A 20,554-nucleotide genomic window follows, 5' to 3' on the forward strand; every position below is an offset into this window, starting at 1 on the left:
GATGAAGTTAGAACTCGACCGGACCGTCGAGTTCGTGGACCTGCCACGGCAAGCCGTGTTCGTTCAGCATGTCCATGAAGTTGTCCGGATCCAGCTGTTCCATGTTCCACACGCCCGGCTCGGACCAGTTGCCTTTCAGCACCTGCGCCGCGCCAATCATGGCAGGAACACCAGTGGTGTAGCTGACGGCCTGGCTGCCGACTTCTGCATAGCATTCTTCGTGATCGCAGATGTTGTAGATGTAATAGGTTTTCTCGCGCGAGCCGTCCTTGGCCTGACCCGTGGCGATGTCGCCGATGCAGGCTTTGCCTTTGGTTTCGGCACCCAGATCGCCGGGATCGGGTAGCAGAGTTTTCAGGAACTGGATTGGAATGATTTCCTTGCCGTCATGCATCACCGGGTCGATGCGTGTCATGCCGACATTCTCCAACACCTTGGCGTGGGTGATGTAGGCGTCGCCGAAGGTCATCCAGAAGCGGGCACGCTCAATCTCGGGGAAGTGAGTTGTAAGCGACTCCAATTCCTCGTGATACATCTGGTACATGTTTTTCTGGCCGATGGCGGGGAAATCGTATTCGACCTTTGTGGTCATCGCTGGGCTGGAATGCCATGCGCCACTTTCCCAGTGGCGCACTTCGGCCAGCACTTCTCGCAGGTTGATTTCGGGGTTGAAGTTGGTGGCGAATTCCTGATCGTTCGAACCTCCATTGGCGTCCAGCACGTCGATCTGGCGAATGGTGTCCAGCTTGTGTTTCTTCAGCCATTTGGCGAACACGCTGGTCACGCCCGGATCAAAGCCCGAGCCGAGGATGGCGGTCAGGCCTGCCTCTTTGAACCGGTCCTGATAGGCCCATTGCCAGTGGTATTCGAACTTGGCCACATCTTCGGGTTCATAGTTCGCAGTGTCGAGATAATGAATGCCCGCCTCAAGACACGCATCCATCAGCACCAGATCCTGATAGGGCAGGGCGAGGTTGACCAGCAGTTCGGCCCCGGTTTCCTTGATCAGCTTGACGGTATCTTCGACCTTGTAGGCGTCCAGCTCCGCCGTGGCGATATCAACGCCCATACGCTCTTTCACTGCTTTGGCGATGGCGTCGCATTTCGATTTTGTCCGGCTGACCAGAGTGATTTCGGTGAAGATATCTGAATTCATCGCCATCTTGTGCACGGCGGCGTGCGATACGCCGCCCGCGCCGACAACCAGTGTTTTGCCACTCAAAGTTCCCATGGGGGTCATCTCCTCTCTGGAGTTATTCGTAATAGGTGTAGCCGTTGATGGAGTCGCGATAGGCGCTCATCAGGGTTTTGCGGTCCTTGGCCATCAGAGTACCGGTCGAGATCGCCTCGTCCACCATTTTGCGGAACGCGGCGACACAATCGTTGGGGTCGAACTCGACATAAGACAGAACCTGGCTGATCGTGTCGCCCTCTTGCTCGTGCAGCAGGTCAAAGCCGCCGTCCGCGCGCAGGTCGATGGTAACAACGTTGGTGTCGCCGAACAGGTTGTGCAGATCGCCCAGCGTTTCCTGATAGGCACCGACGAAGAAGACGCCCATGAGGTACTCCTGATCCTCGGGCAGGGAATGCACCGGCAGGCTGGGCGAGACGCCGTCGGCCAGGATGAACCGATCAATCTTCCCGTCGCTGTCGCAGGTGATGTCGGACAGCACCGCGCGACGATCTGGCGTCTGGTTCAGGCCCTGCAACGGCACGATAGGGTGCAGTTGGTCAATGGCCCAGACATCCGGTAGCGACTGGAACAACGAGAAGTTGCAGTGATAAATATCGGCTACTTTCTCAAGCTGATCATCCACATCCGTGTCCAGATCGTCACTTGCGGCCAGCGCCTTGAGGCGGGCCATCAGCGACAGATAGATCCGTTCGGCCCGAGCCATCTGGCGCAGATCCACATAGCCGCGACGGAACAGCGCGCGCAGTTCGTTGCGGTAGAAATTCGCGTCGTTCCAGCACTCCTGCAGGCGGTCGCTGCTGAGATAGCCGTTGATTGCCGCCAGATCTGAGACCAGATGGTGATCATCAGCCTCAACCTCGGGGCCGTTGGGCGCATCGTAAAGCGTGCTTTCCAGCACGTTAAACACCAGCATCGACGATGTCGCCACCACGGCGCGGCCGCTTTCGGTAACCAGCGTGGGATGGTTCACTTCTGCCTCATCCATCGCATAGGCGACGGTTTCCACGACATTGGCGCAGTATTCCTCGACCGTGTAGTTGATCGAGTTCTCGGCGGCCTTCTTCTCACCCGTATAGTCTACGCCCATGCCGCCGCCGAGGTCCAGATGGGTGAGCGGCACGCCTTCGCGTGTCAGTTCAGTGTAATAGCGGCAGGCCTCGCCCACCGCGCGGCGTACATCGTTGACGTCCTGCACCTGCGAGCCAAGGTGTGAGTGCTGAAGTTTCAGGCAATGCAGCAGTCCCGCCGCTTTCAGCTTGTCCACCGTGGCGACCAGCTGATCGGTGTTCATGCCAAAGGCCGATCGATCACCCGAGCTTTCTTCCCATTTGCCACTGATCTGGTTGGTCAGTTTTACCCGCACGCCGATCAGGGGTTCGATGCCCAGTTCGTTATAGACCTGGATGACTGTGTCAGCCTCTTTCGGGCTTTCCAGAACAATGACCGTGTTGAAGCCAATCTTGCGGCTGAGGATGGCCAGCTGAATGAACTCGGCATCCTTCACGCCGTTGCAGACAATCAGCGCCTCGCTGGCCAGACGATGCGCCAAGGCCACCACCAATTCAGGCTTTGACCCGGCCTCAAGCCCATAGTTGTATTTCTTGCCGAACTCGACAATCCGGTCGACCACCTGCGCTTGCTGGTTCACCTTGATTGGGAAGACACCGCGATAGCTGCCCTTGTAGCCGGTGCGTGCAATCGCATCGCGAAAGCTCTCGTTAATGTGGACAATCTCATGTTCCAAATAAGAACTGACGCGCAGGATCATCGGGGCCTTGATGCCGCGTTCGTCCAGATCGCTGAGAATGCCGGGAAGGCTGATCGCCTCGGCCTCGGGTGCCATGGGATTGCGCAGACCGATTTCACCCTGCTCTGTCACCTCGATGAGGCCTTTGCCCCATTTCTCAACCCCGTAGATGGAATGTGGTGCGTCGGGCGTCTGTTTCAATCAAGTCAGTCCTTGCAGTAGGTGCCAGTTTCGCGCCCGCCAATACGGCAGCTATATGATTCTTCCAAGTGTAATCTATAGAACGGGATTTGCCGAATTTATGCAGTAGCGCGAATTGGGATCAGGTGGTTGTCCCATTGGCAATCCAACCGGGCGGATATCCGGGTCTTGCTTGTTGTCACATTCCCGATGACACCGGTTCCGGTTGTGAACACAAATCCGTTTGGTGCGGTGCCCAGGCCGCAGACGTCCTCGTATGGGAAAATGCCATCAAGCTGCCCGTCTGCGACACGAAACCGGTGCAGGGCATTGCCGCGCGGACAGGTGATGGCGACCGTTTCGCCGTCACCTGAAAAGGCGATGCTGCCGGCGTAGCCTTGCAGCGTGCTTTGGTACGCGTCGGGGGCGCTAAGCAGCCGAGGGTTTTCGCCACGGCGATGCAGACCCAGCAGGGGTGGGTGTTGCGATGTGTCGCCCTGCCATTGCATCGCGAACCCGACCAGACTGTCGGATCGCACGGCCAGATGGCGGATCGAGTTCTTGTGCAAGGCTTGTGGCAGCTCTACCTGCTCCAGAACTCTCCCGTTTTGGTCCAGATAGGACAGGCGCGGTTGCATCACCGGCAGGTTGAGCTTGGTTCTTCCGGTTTCAGGGTGGGTCTCGATCCCGCCATTTGCGACAACCAATGTCCGGCCATCCGGCATGAGGCGCATGTCATGTGGTCCGACACCGCCCGAGGCGAACTCGCCTAGCCGGGCGTAGCTGTCGGTGTCCCAGACGCCGATTACGCCCTCACCGGTCTCATAGTTGTTTTCGGTGGTGAACAGCCGTGTACCATCGGTTGAGAACACGCCGTGGCCATAGAAATGGCGGTCTTTGGGGGCCTCCAACAAAGCGGTCTGGGTGCCCGTCGCGCAGTCGATGATGATTGCAAATGTTCCCGGGCGGCGTGCAAAGGCCACCGCCTGCGCATGGTGGGGATGGGCTGCCGCCGCGTGCCCGCGTGCGGGCAATGGCAGGGAAAACAGGATGTCGCCGCCAGCGTCGATCCCGGCCAGCCGATAAGTCCCATCCGGGAACAGCGCCGCGGCCAGGTAATCCGGCGCACCGACAGCAGACCATCCACGCATGGGGGCAAGGCTGGCGGCAGCCAGCCCGGCAAGGAAGCGTCGACGGTTGGTCATGGTTCAGTCCCCGTCCAGCGAGTTGAAACCGGCATTGATGCCCAACGTCGGGCCAAGCTCGGTCGAGGCAATGGCGCGGACATCGTTGATGGATTGTCTTAGCGCCTCAATGCGGAAGCGTCCCTGCGGGGTTGCCACCCCGGCAAATGCCGGATCGTTCAGCGACTGCGCCCGGTCGATGGCTGCAGCGAATGCGCCGTCTAGATCTGCTGCGATGTCCGGATGATCTGCCGACAGGCGCGCGGCAAGGTCACGCAAGGCGGTCAGAGACAGCAGCACATGGCGCAGTGAACGATCCGAGCGCCGCGCTTCGGCGCGTTTTGGGCGCGGGCGGTCGAACGTGCCCATCGGGCGGCCAAGGCGGGTTTCGGCCGTGAATTCCAGACCGGTAATCAGGGCCTTGTAAAGCTCTTGCATGGCTTCGTCTTCAGACCGGTATGGGCTGTTTTCGCCCGGGTTTGCCAATGCGGGCGCGTAGCCCGCCCAATCCGCGTCAATTGCCATCGCGTTGCGGTTGATATCGGTAGTGATGGCCTGCATCAGCGCGCAGCGATATTCGGCGCTGCCTTGGTCGGTAAACCGTGGATCGTAGAGCATCAGTTCCAGCGCAAAAAATCCGCGTCCGGCCACGGACGTTTCCGCGAACGTCTCGGGGGACAGGATGGCTGTGTCCTCGGCAGCGATCAGGCCGGACAGGGCTTTGGGCGTAAAGCCCTTGGTGTCGGGCCAAAACGCCAATGCAAACGCGCGGTCTTCTGCCTCAGATGGGCCAAAGCGCAGATGGCTGACTGAGATCCAGTCGTCGAACGCCGCGTGGTATGCAGTGCGCAGCTTGGCCGAGGTCGGGTTGCAATCCGCCTGCGCCGCATCCGCCAATGCGTCCGTGGCCTTTATCAGTCTGGCGTAGCCGGGTAGGATGTGCGCCTCGATGGCGTCGGACAGGATCGGGCCGCGCTCTTGCGCATAGGCGCCCAGCGGCAATGTCAGGGAAAGGGCAAGTACGAAGGCGCGCATAGTCAAAGGCTTTCTAGAAAACGGATAAGGGCATCGCGGTCGGGTTTTGGCATCCCGACGACAGTGTCACGCGCTACCTGCGCCTCACCGCCGTGCCACAGGATCGCCTCAAGTAACGACTGCGCGCGCCCGTCATGCAGAAACTGCGTATGTCCTGACACCTGCTGGGTCTTGCCGATCCCCCAAAGCGGTGGCGTACGCCATTCCTGCCCCGTTGCACGCGCCTCGGGTCGGTTGTCAGCCAGCCCTTCGCCCATGTCGTGCAGCAGCAGGTCCGTGTAAGGCCAGATCAGCTGAAAACTATGCTCAGGGCGATCTTCCATGCGATGCGTCACGAAAGAGGGTGTGTGGCACGATGCACAGCCAGTGTCGTGGAACACCTGCTTGCCGCGCAACACGTCAGCGTCGTCCATATCCCGCCGGGCCGGAACACCCAGATTTCGGCTGTAGAAGGCGACCAGATCCATGCCGACCCGATCAATTTCGAAGGTCCGGTCGTCGCCATCACCGTGCGGTGCGTTCACGCAATCGACCTGCGAAGTGGTGCAGTCACCATGCGGAGCCGGGTAGAGCGGGCTGGAAATGCCGATATCCCCGGCAAAGGCCGCCGCGGATTGCTCCATGATCGTGGGCATACCTGCCTTGTGGCCAAACCGACCCATCATCGGCGCGCCGTATTCAATCGCCCATACGATGTTGGGGCGGCCGGAGATTCCATCGCCGTTCTCGTCTTCGGGGTCCGCGTTCGCCAACAAGTCCTCGACCGGGATCGCTTCGAGCAGACCCAGGCCGATCATCTGCGGGGCCACGCGTGGGCTTATCATGGCGTCGGGATGCAGCGGGCCATAACCCAGATCCGCAGCCTCGTAGGTCGGGCGCCGCAAGGTGATGGTTTCCCCTTCAGCCAACGTGACGGGAACGTCCTCGTAAGTGATATCCAGCCTGTATTCCGCCGGGTGGCCGGGCAGGGCCAGATCCTGCATCTGCCCGCCGTAATTCGGCTCGGGCAGGGTGGCGATGTAGTCTTCGATCTCGGCGTACCCGTCTTCAGATGTGCCAGGGATGGACACGCGCAGGAACATCGAAATCGCGTTGTCATCTGGCCCGTTGGGCGTATGCCCGCGCCCGTCTTTGATGTGACAGCGTTGGCAGGATCGTGCGTTATGAAGTGGCCCCAACCCATCCGAGGCCAGTGTAGATGACGGAGAAGACACCCAGATTTTCTTGAACAGCCCGTTGCCGACTTTGAAGTCCAGCTCCTGCTCGAAACTCAGGTTGCCTGAGGGCTGCGAAAACGCATCTGCGTCGGTGCGCGCCCGGACTGTTGCAGCACCACCGGGCAACTCTTCAAAGCGCTGCGGTGTGCTGAAATCGTCAGGTGCGGCGGTTACCCGCGCAATCCTCGCTTGTTCGTCTTCGGTTCTGGGAAGGTAGTTCAGGTGAAGATCCCGCAGCTCTGCCGACAGGGATTGGGTGGCTGCAAGGGCGGCCACCGTCACCAGCGACAGCTTATGCGCCTTCGTCCATTTTCGATGCGTTGAGTTGCGCATAATTGGCTTCGCCAATCCTTTCGTACAGGTCCAGCTGCGTTTCGAGGAAATCGATATGCCCTTCCTCATCCGGCAGCAATCCTTCAAACAGAGACATAGTGACGTAGTCCCCAGCGCTCTGGCTGTATTCGCGCGCTTCCTTGTACAAGGCCCGGGCGTCGATCTCTGCCGCCAGATCGCATTCCAGCGTCTCTTTTGGCGTCTGGCCAATGCGCAAAGGGTCAAGCTGTTGCAGGTTCGGGTGACCGCCCAGGAAAATGACTCTCTCGATCAGCTTGTCCGCGTGCCCCATTTCTTCGATGGATTCTTCGCGGCTTTTCTTGGCCATGTGGCCGAGGCCCCAATCCTCTTGCAGGCGGTAATGCAGCCAATACTGGCTGACTGCCGTCAGCTCATGCCGCAGAGATTTGTTGAGATATTCTATGACCTTGGGGTCGCCCTTCATCTGCATTCACCTGTGTTACCTCGCTGCGAAGTGCGCGAAGCTGCATCGGGACCTCCAACTTATCGCTGGAGCGCATCGAGTCTAGGAAAAGCGGCATGCACCCGCCACAATCTGCTGATTTTCCAAGGGCATGGTAGATTTTACCAGGGGTAATGACCGCGTAAGGATCAGACGTGCGCATCCAGTCGATAGCTGCGCGGATATCGTGATCCGAGATGTTTGTGCAGTGGCATACGATCATAGCAATCAGGGCTCTGAGTTGTATTTCTTACTGTATTAGTAAGTTAATTTGGAAACGTCCAGAGGCAACAGATCAAAGGTACCTCACAAGATTTGGAGGCGGCGTGAACCTGCCGCCTCCCTGGGGTGTAGGCCCGTTGCTTTAGTGGAAAACTGCGTCTGGGTTGTCCAGGCTGTCCGAACCTTCGAAGGCGATTTGGTCAAGTTCCAAGACGGTCACAATGCGTTCGATCGTCTTGGTCTGGTCGACCAGGCCGTTAACGCCGCCCATTATCAGCACTTCGCCGCCTTCGTTGCCGCGTTCCAGCATCTGGTCGTAGGCAAATCCGGCCTCTGCGGTTGATTTAAGACGTCCCAGCGCCTGCATGGTGTTGGCCAGTTTCACCTTCATCTCGGCGTCCAGAGAGGGGTCGCTGGCGATCACCAGATCAGACAAGGATGCGCCGCTGACCGGGGTGCCGTCGATACGGGTGTAGCTGCCGAGATAGACGTTCTGAACACCCAGCCCATCATAATAATGGCTGTTATGGGTGTTGTCCGAAAAACAATCATGCTCCTCCTCGGGGTCATTCAGCATCAGGCCAAGGCGCATACGTTCACCCGCCTGCTCACCGTATGACAGCGAGCCCATGCCGGTCAGAATGGCGCTGACGCCTGCGGTTTCGTCGGCAGTCAGGGCTGCGCGTGCTTCGCCACCTTCGGCCCACTGCGCGGCCATCCATTCCAGATCGCTGACCAGCAGGTCAGTCGCAGCGCTAAGGTATTGTGCACGGCGGTCGCAATTGCCGCCCGAACAGTCGTCACCCTGAACGTAATCGGTATACGGACGGTTGCCTGCGCCCGCGCCATGGCCGTTCAGATCCTGGCCCCACAGCAGAAATTCGACAGCGTGGTAGCCTGTGGCAACGTTTGCTTCGATCCCGTCGGCTTCGTGCAGGGTTTCGCCCAGCAATTCCGGGGTGATTTCGCTGGCGTCGATGGTTTTGCCCGACAGCTCAAAGCTAGGGTTGGCGATGACATTCAGAGCGGCGAATTCGTTCTCGTCAGTCGGACCGCCATAGGCTGCTTCCACATAGTCGATTAGCCCTTCGTCCAGCGGCCATGCGTTTACCTTGCCTTCCCAGTCGTCAACAATCGCGTTGCCGAAACGGTAAACTTCGGTTTGCTGGTAAGGAACACGTGCAGAAATCCATGCGGCGCGTGCCGCGTTCAGTGTGGCGTCTGACGGATCAGCGATCAGCGCGTTTACGGCGGCCTGCAGCGACTTTGCCGCGATCAGGCTGTCGTCATATTTGGCTTCGGCGATGTTTGCGTAGGTGGTCAGAACGTCGATCTTCGTGGGGGCATCGGCAAATGCTGCAGTCGCGATCCCAAGGGTCAAGACGCTGGTGGCGGCAAAAAATTTGGTCATGGAGGTGACACTTTCCTGTCAGAAAAAACTCACTAGCGCCGCCTCAGCGACGCGCATGCGCCAAAAGCTGAGTGATTTAGTAAGTTAAGTCAACCTGAGTCTTATTGTCGGAAATAAATGTCGCACCCTTTACCCATAATTAGCGGGGTAGGTGGACCGAAGCCGCGATTGCACGGGGTTTTAATCACACTAGAATGGTTCACGTGATTCTTTGGTGGGTGGTGCCTTGTTTATGAAATGTGCGGCCATTGCTTTGATACTGACGCCGGCGATTGTTTTATCGCAGGTGCAGGGCCCTGCCCATGAACATGGTACGGGATATGTGGATATCGCCTTTTCTGATCAGGCATTTACTTTGTCCCTCAACGTGCCATCTGCGGACATCATCGATTTTGCAGGCCCGGCCGAAACCGATGACGATCGTGCGCAGGTGGCGGTTGCGGTCTCAGACCTGTCTAAACCTTTGGGCTTGTTTGTGCTGCCGGAAGAGGCCGGATGCGTTACCGCGTCGGCCAATGTCACCCTTACGGGTGAGGGATTGGGGCAGGACAATACCAACGAGTCTGCTGATCAAGATCAACATAGCGACTTTCTGGCCGACTACCTGATTCAGTGCCAGGATATTACAGCGTTGGTTAGTATTCGGTTTGCGTATTTCGAGCGGTTCGAAAATGCCCAGAAGTTGATCTTGCAGGTGACCCGATCCGGTCAATCCCGAACGTATGAGATAACTCGGAACCAACCGGATCTGGCAATGTGAAATGCCAAAACGCGGGCCATAACCGTCAGCCCGCGCCCATATACGATGCACAAGGCCCAAACATGCGGGCGTGGCGAAAGCGCCATGGACGGAACCCAACGTGCCGTCAGTGCACGAAATGCAGTTCTGAAAAACTCTCCCGCCACTCTGCGACCTCGGCGGCGATATCCGCGCCCGCCAATCCAGAGGTGATCAATGCCGCCAACCGATCTGCGTCCTGCGACGTCATCCCCCATCTGACCAGTTCAGGCGTCCCGATCCGAAGGCCGTTCATGTCCCCCTTTACTTCGGACGCAGGCAGTCCAATTCCGCAAGCAAGAAATCCGGCGCGGCGCAGCGTTTTGGACGCGGCTTGCCCGCCGCCATAAGGTTCTGCCAACACAGCAAATTGGTGTGAGTTGGTAAAGCCTTCCCGACCGGTAAAGACGGGCACGCCACGGGCGTCCAACCGTTCCGCGAGCGCTTGTGCCATTGAGATCATTTCGGCCGCGTATTGTGTGCCAAAGTCGCGCCAGTCCAGCATTGTTACGGCCAACGCTGCGGACTTGGCCGCGTCGAAGTTTGCCGTCATGCCCGGAAAGGCGATCGCGTCGAGCTTTTGCGCAATCTCCGCGTCATTGGAGACGATCAAACCACCGGCGGGGCCGCCCAGACTTTTGTAAGTGCTCATCGTCATGATATGCGCGCCCTCGGCCAGTGGATTGCTCCACGCTTTGCCTGCGATGATCCCGCATTGGTGCGCAGCGTCGAACATGACCTTGGCCCCGATCTCATCAGCGACTTGCCGGACCTCTTTTACGGGATGTTCGAACAGATTGAGGCTGCCCCCGATAGTGATCAGCTTGGGCCGTTCTTGCAGAGCCAATGCGCGTAGCTGATCCAGATTGACGGTATAACCGTCAGCATCCGTCGGCGCCTCGATCGTGCGCAGACCAAAGAGACCGGCACATCCCGCTAAGTGATGGGTCACGTGCCCACCGATCGAGGCTGGCGGCGCAATTATTGTATCGCCAGGTTTGCAGGTGGCCATAAAACCATAAAGGTTGGCAATCGCGCCCGACGGCACTCGGATTTCGGCGAATTGGGCATCAAAGACTTCGGCGCAGAGCTGGGCAGTGATCACTTCGATCTCTTCAATGGCCTCCAGCCCCATCTCATATTTGTCGCCGGGATAGCCCAGCGACGGTCGCGACCCGATGCCCGACGATAACAGCGCCTCGGCCTTTGGGTTCATCACGTTGGTCGCGGGGTTTAGGTTGAAACACTCGTGCTCGTGGATCTCGCGGTTTCGGGTCGCGAGATCGTCGATCCGCTTGATCAGCTCATCAGACGTGGCCTGAGACGTCTTAGCGGCGATTTGTTGAACACGGGTTTCGCACTGATCCGGGACCCAGTTTCGGTGTGTGATTGTCATGTCTGTGACCTCCTGCTTGTCACCAGATTGAACAAACGGGGCGACACCGCAAATCAGAATTGCTATTTCTTGGCGTAGAAAAACTGAGTCTAAAGCAATGGCTGTTCTACCAAGACGCCCGAAAGGGCCGCCTCTTAACGCACTCCGCGCTTTTGAAGCTGCAGCAAGGCTGGGCAGTTTCGTTGCTGCGGCCGAAGAGCTGAGCGTCACGCCCGGCGCGATTTCGCAACACATCAAAGCGATTGAGGCTTGGGCAGACGTGCCGCTGTTCCGGCGAAACGCGCAAGGGGTTGAGCTGACCCCACCCGGGCGCGAGCTGGCCGGTGATTTCACCCTGGCTTTCGATCAGCTTGCGGCCGCAACGCAGAACCTGCGGAACCTGAGCCCGAGCGTTGAGATCCACATCGCCGCCCTGCCTTCGGTCGCGCAACTTTGGCTGCCGGCGCGCTTGGGGCGTATCCGAAACGTTCGGCCGGCTCTGAAGTTCTCGGTAACGGCCATGGAAACGACACCTCGCCTGTCGCGTGATCTGTTTGATCTTTCGGTCTTCATTGCCGAACCTGATGGGGCCGCTGATCAAATTGTAATCGCGGAGGACGTCATTTTCCCGGTTTGCGCGCCAGAACTGGTCGAGAGTTTCGACTTTGAATCCACGCCGCTGCTGCACGATCAGACATGGCATGATGATTGGCGGCGTTGGTCCGAGGAGACGGGGACAATTATCAGAGACCCTACCAAAGGGCCGAAACATTCGCTTTATGGTCTTGCGGTTGAAGAGGCCAAGTCCGGGGCTGGTGCATTGATGGCGCATGGATGCTTGATCGGGCCTGCGCTGAAGGCCGGGAATTTGGTGCGTGTATCGGCGCAGGCCTGCGAAACAGGTCGGGCGTTGGTAATAAACCTTCCGCATCCATCGAGGCGACGCGCGGAGCTTGTTGAGATAGTTGAACTGTTGAGGGGAGATTAGCGGCGACGGGGGCGATGACTACTGGCCTTAAAAAGCAACTGAACCTTGCGAGGATAGTGTCGGAGAGAATTTGAGACCTCGGCCAGGCAAGATCCGACCAACGAGATTCCTGAGTTGGAACTGATACGCCGGGATGCAGCCCATTTCAGTCACAGCGACAAGATCACAAGAGGCATTTGCGCTTGTGATTCCGACGTTTCGATTTGAATGGGGTTTTGGTAGCGGAGGAGGGACTTGAACCCCCGACACGCGGATTATGATCGCGCATATCAAAGTGTTGTTTTTGCATTTATTATTAAGACAATAGGTGATGTGCGATATTCATTTTCCACTCTATTTTCCACTCCTATACGGCGATTTTCTCCATCAACGCCGCGTCAGCGGCCCTATCTTCCATCAAATGCCCGTATTGCTTGACGGTGTATGCGGGGTCATGATGGCCCATCCAAACCTGCAACCGCTTAAGGTCGACGTTGGCTGCAATGAGGCGCGATGCGTAGCTATGGCGCAAAGCGTGAAAGCCTAGCTCTCTTACCGGGACCAGCTCATTTTCTTCATCAGCCGCCATCTCATTGGCTTTGGCAAGGAGCGGTTTCCACATCCGGTTGTAAAGGTTCCTCAGTTCGAGCGGATCACCGTTACGGGTCGAGAAAACTAGGTTGCGGTCATGCGCTCGCATCGCCTCCTGCATGGGTGTCACCAGTTCGGGCACTAGGGGAATGTCGCGGATGCCGTCCCGCGTTTTCGGATACTCGATTTCTCCACTCTCAGTAGCCTTTTGACGAATGCTGATTAGGTTTTGGTTGTGCAAGAATCCAACGCGAGGGAAGCCCCGCGCTTCCGAAATCCGAGCGCCGGTATACGCAAGGAAGTAAGCAAGTGCGCGGTATGCCACCCATGCTTTTCGGCGTTGTTTCTGCTTGTCCTGCGCCAGCGCGTCAGCGGCTCGCAGCAGTGAGCGCACTTCGTCGGTCGTGAATACTTGGTCGGTCTTTCTTATGCGTTCTTGCATCTTGTTTGAGCGGCTCGTGACAACCTTTAATTTTTGCCCCGGTGCGCCTTTGATAAGGCTCTGCTCCTCTGCATAGCTCATCACCGCCTTGCACAAGCGGAACGCCTCAGATGCAGCGCGGGTCGAATTGGTATTCATGACGCAGTAGTCACGCACGTTTCGCATCCATTCGTCATTCACTTCACCAATCCGGTGCTTCTGCAAAACGAATGCGGAATAAGTAAGATAGCGCTTATATGTGCGGTTGGTTTGTTCTCCAATAGGGTCACTACCGTCAGTAGGTTCAATCAAGCTAAGGCGGTACTCGCGAGCGACTTCGACGTAAGTTTTGTCACTCCCATAAATATCAAGTTCCCGTGCGGGGTCTGTTCCGGCTGTCTCTAGGAACTTTGTCGCATCCCGCTTCCTGTCGAAAATCTTCTCTTTCTTCTTGGTGCCTTCCTTCCAACGGGCGACATAAACCTTGCGCCTTGTGTCGCCCTTGGACTTCACCATTTTCGTAGTTATGTGGCTCATCATATCCACTCCTGATTCCGCGTGTCGGAGTCACGGTTGCTCGAAACCCATGGAAAGGCAAGAAGCAGCAGTGTGTTAGCTTGGGTCACCATTAGCTTTGAAGCTGTTTACGCAGAGTTCATTGGTATATGCTGCAATAGGGTCTTTCTCGGAAAGCTCCACACATGCACGATAGACTTTACCGTTAACCAAAGCGACGTTAGCGGCCTTCCTGGCTTCGTCAGCAGCTTTAAGTGTATCTCTCCGACGCTGTTCTTCGCGCTTTTCCTTTTCCAATCGAGCTTCCTTTTGGAGCATGGTTTCTTTCTCAACATATGTTGAGACTGCATAGGTGCCGCTGCTAGATAAGAACTTCGCCTCTTTACCAAGGTGGTCTGAATAGCAGGTGATTGCGTCATGACTCGCGAAGAGCTCAGAATATTGTTCCCGCGTTCCCCATTTGCGCGAAAGGTCTCTCAACAGTTTACCGCTACTGCCAGCAGTGCAGCTACCAATGGCGTCCTCAATTTGTTGCCTAACGGCATCTGATTGAGCGGTGGCGGTCGTGGCAAAAACTAACGCCGCGATGGTGAAGGTCGAAGTGAATCTCATGTGCTACTCTGTTATTGTTTGGTGGAATTGTTGACGCCTCTGGTGACAGGTGGCCAAGCTAACATCTTCAAAGGATTGTAGATTTTGGTTAACATTTTAGCAGCGATTTTGAATTCGCTCATCTAACTGCATAAATTGGCCTTCGTGACCTAGTATGTATTTTAGGTCAAAGGTGTTATTACGAGCGCTCATCATCTCATCCCGAGAGAACCGCTCGTTTGATACTGTCTGAGTTTCGTTCCGCGCATAATCAAAAAGGCTATTTACGTATGCTAGGAGCAGCACGATGTCATAGAGCAACCCAGTGTCATTTTGTGGATTATCGTTACCTTGCATCCGGGCCCTCTGGACTTGGTACCATGATACAAGTTCAAAAGACCTTGCTGACGCATCATCATCAATGTGCTCGATTACTTGCTTCAGTGTTTCAATTGATGAGGTCGGTGCATCGGGTCTTTCGTCGGTCTGTCCTGTAAGAAATCTACCTACTTCACGCACGTATCCACTGATTCCACTAAGGGCATCCGGCATTCGTGCTCGCGCAGCCATTTTCTTTCGGCTTAGTTGGTTCCGGTGCCGCTTCTTTTCGCTGGCAGCCTGACAGAGCATGACAAGGATTGTCACCATGGCCGCGAAGAGCGCAAGTAAGGCCCCCACTAGGGTCTGCCAGTCTTTGAGAAACAGATATAATTCACACCAAGAGTAGTTCATGATTACCTAATTCTTAGAATTGGGGATTTCAGTTTGGCATTCGCCTTCGACACGCTTGTTTCAAAGTTCGTTGGTGTGTTCCAGCGGTTGAGTAAAGCTATCAATCCGACAGTTTAATGGTGTGGTGAATATGCCGATGTGCCCGCGTTAGCGGGCCTCTCTTTGCCTCCCAAATCCGTGACCCGTTTTTTGCGGTGATTTTGACGCAATCCCAAAAATATGATAGCTTTAATCTATAAAGGCAGGAATGCCGGAAGAAAAATAATCTCTATTTGTGAGTAGGTTAAAAAGTGCTGACTGTATGTCAATCCGACATGGTCAACGCACTCGGGCGGTCTCAGAACACTATTACTACCCGAGTGCGTGGCCTCGAATATTCCCACGGACAAAATGGTGCGCGGCTTTATCGCCTAGCGGACGTATTGCCGACAATCAAACCAAAGGAACGGCAACACGTTCCAGCACTCTTTGAGCTGGCCGATGACGACGGTGAAGAGCTTTGGGTAGGTGACAATGCCGTGCCTCGCGCACGCCGTCTCGAAGGGTGGTTGAAGGGTGGACAGGTTGAACGCCTGTTTGGGGCGCGAGTGGCGTTTACCAACGCGCTGGCCGCGTCTGTCCAGTCCTCCGTGCTCTTTGAGCACCTTGAGGCCTTGCGCCTGAAACTGATCCTGACGGACCCGGTTTTGAAATGGACCGTACTTGGTGACGGGGATGCGTTGCCGCCGTTTGAGCAATGGGCTGTGCCGTACGCAATTACGAACGCACGATATGAAAACTTGAATGAAAAGGAGGCCGCATAATGGATGACGGTGAAAACTTCCGGGGCATTGTGGCCTCTGACGACAAATTGAAAGCCCGCTGGGAAGCAGTCAGTGACAAGATCATGTCAGACGCTTCGCGCTTGCTGGGCGTAGAGCTGAGCCGCGTAGATGTCGTGGCGATGCCCTCAGCGCGTATTGCAACTCTTACAGATGCGGCGCTTTCTGAATCCTATTTGGACGAAATAAAGCAGCTTGAAGCCGCTCTAGAGCAAGTACGCAAAAATGAAATGCGTGAAGCGTTGGAATCAGGTGAAGAAGAGGCCCACGCCGAGTTGAACCGACTCTCTCCGACCGAACGTATGAGCAAAGCAAGGGAACTCGGTCTCACTGGTGCAGCGCCTGCGACTGAGCCTTCTAGCATCGCCGACGAAGCCGTTTTGCTTAAACGCCTCCTCACCTTGCCGCCGACCGAGCGCCTTAGCAAAGGACGAGCATGGGGGCTGATCAAATGACGGCTCTTGCACAAATTGAATCGATAGTACGTGCATCCGGTGGACCGGTTGCCCAGCACTTTGTTCGCGTCGGCAGCAACTACTATTGTCGGTTGGATTGCAGCACTATCAGCGCAGCGGAGTACAACGCTTTGGTGGTGCGCATCACCCCGCACAGCGGGGACAATCTGACAACTGAAGAAAGGCAGCGAAGGAACCGGATTCTTAGTGCAGCCGCTCGTTCAGAGCATCTCGAAGAAAGGCGGCACTGATGATCCCCGCTGAACACAGCTTGTTCGGAGGTGGTCCGTTGCCGCCGAAACTTTCGGAATTTCAGATCGAATCCAAACGGCTCCGTGATGAGCGCTGGAATTCTGTAGCCTCGATTAGGGAACAAATGACCGAACAGGAAAAACAGGATGAAGAAGAAAAATTGCAAGCGCAGGCAGCGGCGATCCTTGCCGAACGCCAGCGCGCTGCGTAGGGCTAGCGCCCGTTTTTACCGGCGTCTGTCCCTGTGGAACGCCGCGCGGTTGGCCAGCGGCTCCTATGAGGCATTCCGAGCAAACATCGGTGCAATCGAGAGGGCCATAGCCGCCCAGCTTGCCCACGAATTTCCAGACGAAGCGCGCTAGGCCTCCCAAGCTGTCGCGCACATCATGCCCCGCCCGGTCGCCCCGGATCGGGCGGGTGCACCACGCAACTCCCATACATTGAGAAATAGAATGACCATCGATCTTACCGATGTTGAAAAGGCGCGAATGTACCTTGCCCAAATCGACGCCCTGAACATTTCCAACGAACAACAGAGCATGCGCGACAGGATGCTGGAGCGTCGTGCGTGGCTGTCCACACACCTTGATCAAGACGACTACGCGTCGGCGCTGATTTTGGCTGATGCAATCGACACGCGCTTGATTGATTTGGGGCACGGTCTCAACTTTGCGGTATCGCTGAAAGAGATTTGTGAGGCGGCAGATACCGACTTGACCGAAGCCCGACATGCGCTGGAACTTCTGGGTTCAAGAGAGACACGAAGCGGTATTTATAGCAGCAGCGATTCGTGTCCGGTTGTCAAAATCGGTGATCTGGGCGACTGGCGTGTATTTCCGTAACATTGGAAATATAACTTCAAGTAAAAAACCCCCACTTATTACTCTGAATTTCCGCGAATGACCAAAAAAAGTTTCCGCACATCGTGCAAGAACTTCCGAAACAATGCGCAATGGAATCCAGCCGATATCGGTGATTTGCAACATAGTAATTTCACTTCAAGTTACACAGAAATTCAGTTGATGTGACTAATTTGGGTCGCGACGTTTCTCCTTCAGAAACAGTAAATTTTGTCACTGAAAATGGCACATTTACATAGGGTTGCATGTGTTTCTTCCCACTTCTAACTAGGTGGTGTTCGCAACGATGCGGGCCTTAAAGCTACATTGGAGATACGGAGTGAATGAAGAAATGGCAGCACGTATTTGTGTAATTGGAAACGAGATAAAAGAGGTGACTGAACGTGAAAGGAGTGCGGCCAGTAGAGCGGAATTGCAGGCTCTTTGCGATGAATTGAGATCGCTTAATTCGCTTAATTCGGAGGTGGCGTAGTGCAGTGTTTGTGCGCCAAATGCCAGCCGGACGAATTGTGGCTCGACGGCTCTGTGAACCGGGGCGGTATTCTGACGTTCTATGATCCCGAGAACGGTGGGCCACTTAAGATCGAACGTGGTTCATGTTCCGCGTTCAGTATTGAGCGGTTGGAAGATGTCGACGATGACGCTTCCATCTCAAGGAGTGCATCAGTCGTTCTTTGCTACGTCCCGATTGAGAATATCGTGGTCGGGGATACTGACGCTGACGCGCAATCCAGCGTTCTTCTGAAGGACATTTATACCGACCCGGTTGCGGTAGTCAGGATGCTTGGCGCGCGCGGGTTCTACATGTGTCCGTCAGCCACTCCGGAAGAGATTGTTGGGCGTATTCGCTGGGCGGTGGATCATTACATTTTTGAGGCTCGTCATAAGTTCCCTGTCGCTGAATGCTCGCTGAGTTTGAGCGAGGCGCGAGAAAAGCAAGGCACGCTTTAGCGGCGACATGAATTGGTGATGCTCCCGTCAGGGAGCACCTAAAACAACGGCAACTGAAAATAGGAGGCAACATGGCAGAGGCCAAGAGCACTAACGTAACGATCATCGGGAAAACGCGCATGTCGGATGGCGCGCAGAAAGTTCTTCATGAATTGACGGATGATCAGAAGAAGATTCAGAAATGTGAGCCGCTCAGTTACGCGGATACGATGGAACAGCAATGGAAGGTGACACCCCAGACGTTGGATTTGGCACTGATGCTTGCTGGGTTGATCCGTAGCGGCGAAGGCGAGATGGTTATCCGCAATTTCATGACCACTATGAAGGCGCGCTGGCCCGCATTGGATATGCCCTATCTTAGGAATGTGCGGGGCGCAGTTGAAGTAATCCTTGACGCTAAAAAGCGGTCAGCAGCCAAGGGCGACGACACCAATGTTATTGAGGAAGACGATTTTCTCACCCTCTGCAATTATGCACTGACGTCTATCGAACGCGACAATCTGTGGAATCCCCATTTGTTCCAACATGATGGGAACTGGGTTGAAATTCAACATCTCGGCGAAGAGCAGGCAGCCAGGATTGTGAACTTGGATCGTGACACATTCGCGGCTCGATTGAACTTGGTCACGTCCTGGCGAAAGCGCGTCGGGGACGGGACGGCATTTCGGAGTGTCAGCGCACCTAAGGACGTTGTTAGTCAGGTATTTGCCCATGCCGAAAAGCCGGTCCCTGAACTGCGCGCTGTTGTCACTGCGCCCATGTTTACTGCCGACGGCGAACTGATCATCACACCGGGATACCATAATTCAGGATACTACTACGCGCCCCCGGACGGTTTGAACGTATCGCCCCCGCCACGCCAAATCACCGAAGAGCTTCTTGCAGAAGCTCGTGAAACACTGCTGGACATTCTTTGCGATTTTGAGATGGACGGCGTTAGCCGTGTCGAACTGGAAAAAGCTGTCCGGCGCAGTACGCGCGTCAAGAAATGGGGTACCGGCGAAGGTAAAACCGCTGTCCCACCATCGTTTTTGTCTGCCGTTGGCTTCATGCTGGAACAGATCGTGCGCCCCATGATTGACGGGCCAGTAATGCCGTTGTTGATTTCGAAGACCGCACGGCGTGCTGGTGGCGGCTTGTTGGCAAGTGTCATGCTGACGGTCATTCGCGGCACCGCTGGGATGCGTCCGCTTGCCAAAAATGAAGACGAGAGGCGAAAGGCAATTCTGGCCGCGCTCAGATCAGGTTCAAGCGTCATCGCATGGGACAACCTTCCCACAGGGCGCACCATAGATTCACCGACGCTTGCAACGCTTTTCACTGAGGGCGTCTACATCGACCGGGAACTCGGCGTCAGCACAGAACGCAGCATTAGGGTGCGGTCTTCGTTTTTGCTTGTCGGCAATCGCCCGCCTTTCAGTGATGAGCTGGTGCAACGACTCAGCCTCTTGGAATTGTTGCCCCAGACCGCGTCACCTGAAACCCGCACTGGCTGGAAGCATGATGATCTGTCCACCTACGCCCGTGAGAACCGGGGGCGCATCCTCAGTTCTTTGTTGGTACTGGTACAGCACTGGCTGAACAAAGATCAGCCGAAACCGAAGCATCCACCAGTGATCGGGCGCTTTGAGAGCTACCGTAATGTGATCGGCGGCATTCTCGAAACCGCGTCACCCAATTGGACTAGTTGGCAGAGCAACCGTGAAAAGCTTGCCAAGGTGGCTAAGGATTCTGAGGAGGATGGTTGGCGCGAGTTGTTCGAAAAGTGGGCAGACGGGCGAGGGACTGGTCTTGCCGGTAAGATTGAAGCACGCGATCTTGCGGATATCGCTCAAGATCAAGAAATTGGATTGGACGTACCCCGAATTCGGGACGGCGGGCAATTCGAGTATAACCCCCGTGCACTCGGAAAGGCATTGACCGGAATGCAAGAGCGTATCTTTGATCTGGGCGACAATGGTAGCGCCAAGCTTCTGCAATCAGACAAGCGTGGCAAGGGGGGATACCCTTGGTATCTGGAACCCGTTGAGGTGCGCGGTGTCGAAGAAGCTTCTAAGGGTGATAACGTGAAACCGCTGACGCGGATCAAAGGCAGGCGGCGTATTGGAGATGAACGCCAGACGAAGAGGGTAGCCAATTATGGATGATCGATTGCACCATCTGCTTAAAACTGCAATCAGGCAGCAATGACGGCTTAGTTGCTGTCGCGCTACGGGGCCGCGTTTAGCGGCCCTTTGCGTTTCATGCGGTCGCCCAT

The 20,554-nt window shown here is 56.0% G+C and carries 20 protein-coding genes; 8 read left to right on the forward strand and 12 right to left on the reverse strand.

Annotation, left to right across the window (positions count from 1 at the left end):
• Nucleotides 1-7: 7 nt before the first annotated feature.
• The 8 genes from DS906_RS07800 to DS906_RS07835 all read right to left on the reverse strand — a co-directional run bounded on the left by DS906_RS07800 (nucleotide 8) and on the right by DS906_RS07835 (nucleotide 8,987).
• Nucleotides 8-1,231: a saccharopine dehydrogenase family protein gene (locus tag DS906_RS07800; RefSeq protein WP_113789646.1), complete on the reverse strand. Its 1,224-nt coding sequence runs from the start codon at nucleotides 1,229-1,231 to the stop codon at nucleotides 8-10.
• 22 nt (nucleotides 1,232-1,253) lie between these two features.
• Nucleotides 1,254-3,143: a biosynthetic arginine decarboxylase gene (speA, locus tag DS906_RS07805; protein WP_113789647.1), complete on the reverse strand. Its 1,890-nt coding sequence runs from the start codon at nucleotides 3,141-3,143 to the stop codon at nucleotides 1,254-1,256.
• 98 nt (nucleotides 3,144-3,241) lie between these two features.
• Complete coding sequence (locus tag DS906_RS07810; RefSeq protein WP_113789648.1) at nucleotides 3,242-4,327, reverse strand: DUF1513 domain-containing protein; 1,086 nt, start codon at nucleotides 4,325-4,327, stop codon at nucleotides 3,242-3,244.
• 3 nt (nucleotides 4,328-4,330) lie between these two features.
• Nucleotides 4,331-5,341 (reverse strand): imelysin family protein, encoded by a 1,011-nt coding sequence (locus DS906_RS07815; RefSeq protein ID WP_113789649.1) that lies wholly within the window; start codon nucleotides 5,339-5,341, stop codon nucleotides 4,331-4,333.
• 2 nt (nucleotides 5,342-5,343) lie between these two features.
• Entirely contained in the window at nucleotides 5,344-6,891 is a 1,548-nt protein-coding gene (locus DS906_RS07820; RefSeq protein WP_199528528.1) for a di-heme oxidoredictase family protein, read from the reverse strand.
• Nucleotides 6,851-7,336 (reverse strand): bacterioferritin, encoded by a 486-nt coding sequence (gene bfr / locus DS906_RS07825; protein WP_113789650.1) that lies wholly within the window; start codon nucleotides 7,334-7,336, stop codon nucleotides 6,851-6,853. Before bfr ends, DS906_RS07820 begins: the two co-directional genes overlap by 41 nt.
• Nucleotides 7,284-7,577 (reverse strand): bacterioferritin-associated ferredoxin, encoded by a 294-nt coding sequence (locus DS906_RS07830; RefSeq protein WP_113789651.1) that lies wholly within the window; start codon nucleotides 7,575-7,577, stop codon nucleotides 7,284-7,286. The genes bfr and DS906_RS07830 overlap by 53 nt, the downstream gene beginning before the upstream one ends.
• A 141-nt stretch (nucleotides 7,578-7,718) precedes the next feature.
• On the reverse strand, nucleotides 7,719-8,987 hold the full coding sequence (locus DS906_RS07835; RefSeq protein ID WP_113789652.1) for an imelysin family protein: 1,269 nt from the start codon (nucleotides 8,985-8,987) through the stop codon (nucleotides 7,719-7,721).
• A 214-nt stretch (nucleotides 8,988-9,201) separates the two neighbouring features.
• Between DS906_RS07835 and DS906_RS07840 the strand changes: the two genes are divergently transcribed.
• Nucleotides 9,202-9,747 (forward strand): DUF2796 domain-containing protein, encoded by a 546-nt coding sequence (locus DS906_RS07840; RefSeq protein WP_113789653.1) that lies wholly within the window; start codon nucleotides 9,202-9,204, stop codon nucleotides 9,745-9,747.
• 106 nt (nucleotides 9,748-9,853) lie between these two features.
• On the opposite strand, the gene glyA is transcribed toward DS906_RS07840, so the two are convergent.
• Nucleotides 9,854-11,161, reverse strand: a complete 1,308-nt coding sequence (gene glyA, locus DS906_RS07845; RefSeq protein WP_113789654.1) for a serine hydroxymethyltransferase — start codon at nucleotides 11,159-11,161, stop codon at nucleotides 9,854-9,856.
• 97 nt (nucleotides 11,162-11,258) lie between these two features.
• Between glyA and DS906_RS07850 the strand changes: the two genes are divergently transcribed.
• Nucleotides 11,259-12,128, forward strand: coding sequence for a LysR family transcriptional regulator (locus tag DS906_RS07850; protein ID WP_113789655.1), 870 nt, complete (start codon nucleotides 11,259-11,261; stop codon nucleotides 12,126-12,128).
• 346 nt (nucleotides 12,129-12,474) lie between these two features.
• Here the strand turns inward: DS906_RS07850 and DS906_RS07855 are convergent, their stop codons facing one another.
• The 3 genes from DS906_RS07855 to DS906_RS07865 form a co-directional block, all read right to left on the reverse strand.
• On the reverse strand, nucleotides 12,475-13,656 hold the full coding sequence (locus tag DS906_RS07855) for a site-specific integrase (RefSeq protein WP_158541298.1): 1,182 nt from the start codon (nucleotides 13,654-13,656) through the stop codon (nucleotides 12,475-12,477).
• A gap of 75 nt (nucleotides 13,657-13,731) precedes the next feature.
• Nucleotides 13,732-14,247 (reverse strand): hypothetical protein, encoded by a 516-nt coding sequence (locus DS906_RS07860; RefSeq protein ID WP_113789657.1) that lies wholly within the window; start codon nucleotides 14,245-14,247, stop codon nucleotides 13,732-13,734.
• 96 nt (nucleotides 14,248-14,343) lie between these two features.
• Entirely contained in the window at nucleotides 14,344-14,958 is a 615-nt protein-coding gene (locus DS906_RS07865) for a hypothetical protein (RefSeq protein ID WP_113789658.1), read from the reverse strand.
• Between the two features lie 314 nt (nucleotides 14,959-15,272).
• Between DS906_RS07865 and DS906_RS07870 the strand changes: the two genes are divergently transcribed.
• The 6 genes from DS906_RS07870 to DS906_RS07895 all read left to right on the forward strand — a co-directional run bounded on the left by DS906_RS07870 (nucleotide 15,273) and on the right by DS906_RS07895 (nucleotide 20,444).
• Nucleotides 15,273-15,761, forward strand: coding sequence for a hypothetical protein (locus DS906_RS07870; protein WP_147235204.1), 489 nt, complete (start codon nucleotides 15,273-15,275; stop codon nucleotides 15,759-15,761).
• Nucleotides 15,761-16,234 (forward strand): hypothetical protein, encoded by a 474-nt coding sequence (locus DS906_RS07875; protein WP_113789660.1) that lies wholly within the window; start codon nucleotides 15,761-15,763, stop codon nucleotides 16,232-16,234. The genes DS906_RS07870 and DS906_RS07875 overlap by 1 nt, the downstream gene beginning before the upstream one ends.
• A gap of 250 nt (nucleotides 16,235-16,484) precedes the next feature.
• Nucleotides 16,485-16,697, forward strand: a complete 213-nt coding sequence (locus DS906_RS07880) for a hypothetical protein (RefSeq protein WP_113789661.1) — start codon at nucleotides 16,485-16,487, stop codon at nucleotides 16,695-16,697.
• A gap of 241 nt (nucleotides 16,698-16,938) precedes the next feature.
• Nucleotides 16,939-17,328, forward strand: a complete 390-nt coding sequence (locus DS906_RS07885) for a hypothetical protein (RefSeq protein ID WP_113789662.1) — start codon at nucleotides 16,939-16,941, stop codon at nucleotides 17,326-17,328.
• Nucleotides 17,329-17,817: 489 nt separating this feature from the next.
• A complete protein-coding gene (locus DS906_RS07890) occupies nucleotides 17,818-18,297 on the forward strand; it encodes a hypothetical protein (protein ID WP_113789663.1) in 480 nt (159 codons plus the stop codon).
• A 71-nt stretch (nucleotides 18,298-18,368) separates the two neighbouring features.
• Nucleotides 18,369-20,444: a hypothetical protein gene (locus tag DS906_RS07895; RefSeq protein ID WP_113789664.1), complete on the forward strand. Its 2,076-nt coding sequence runs from the start codon at nucleotides 18,369-18,371 to the stop codon at nucleotides 20,442-20,444.
• Nucleotides 20,445-20,554 lie beyond the last annotated feature (110 nt).

Origin of the sequence: Ruegeria sp. A3M17 (genome assembly GCF_003318255.1) — a bacterium.
GTDB lineage: Bacteria > Pseudomonadota > Alphaproteobacteria > Rhodobacterales > Rhodobacteraceae > Ruegeria.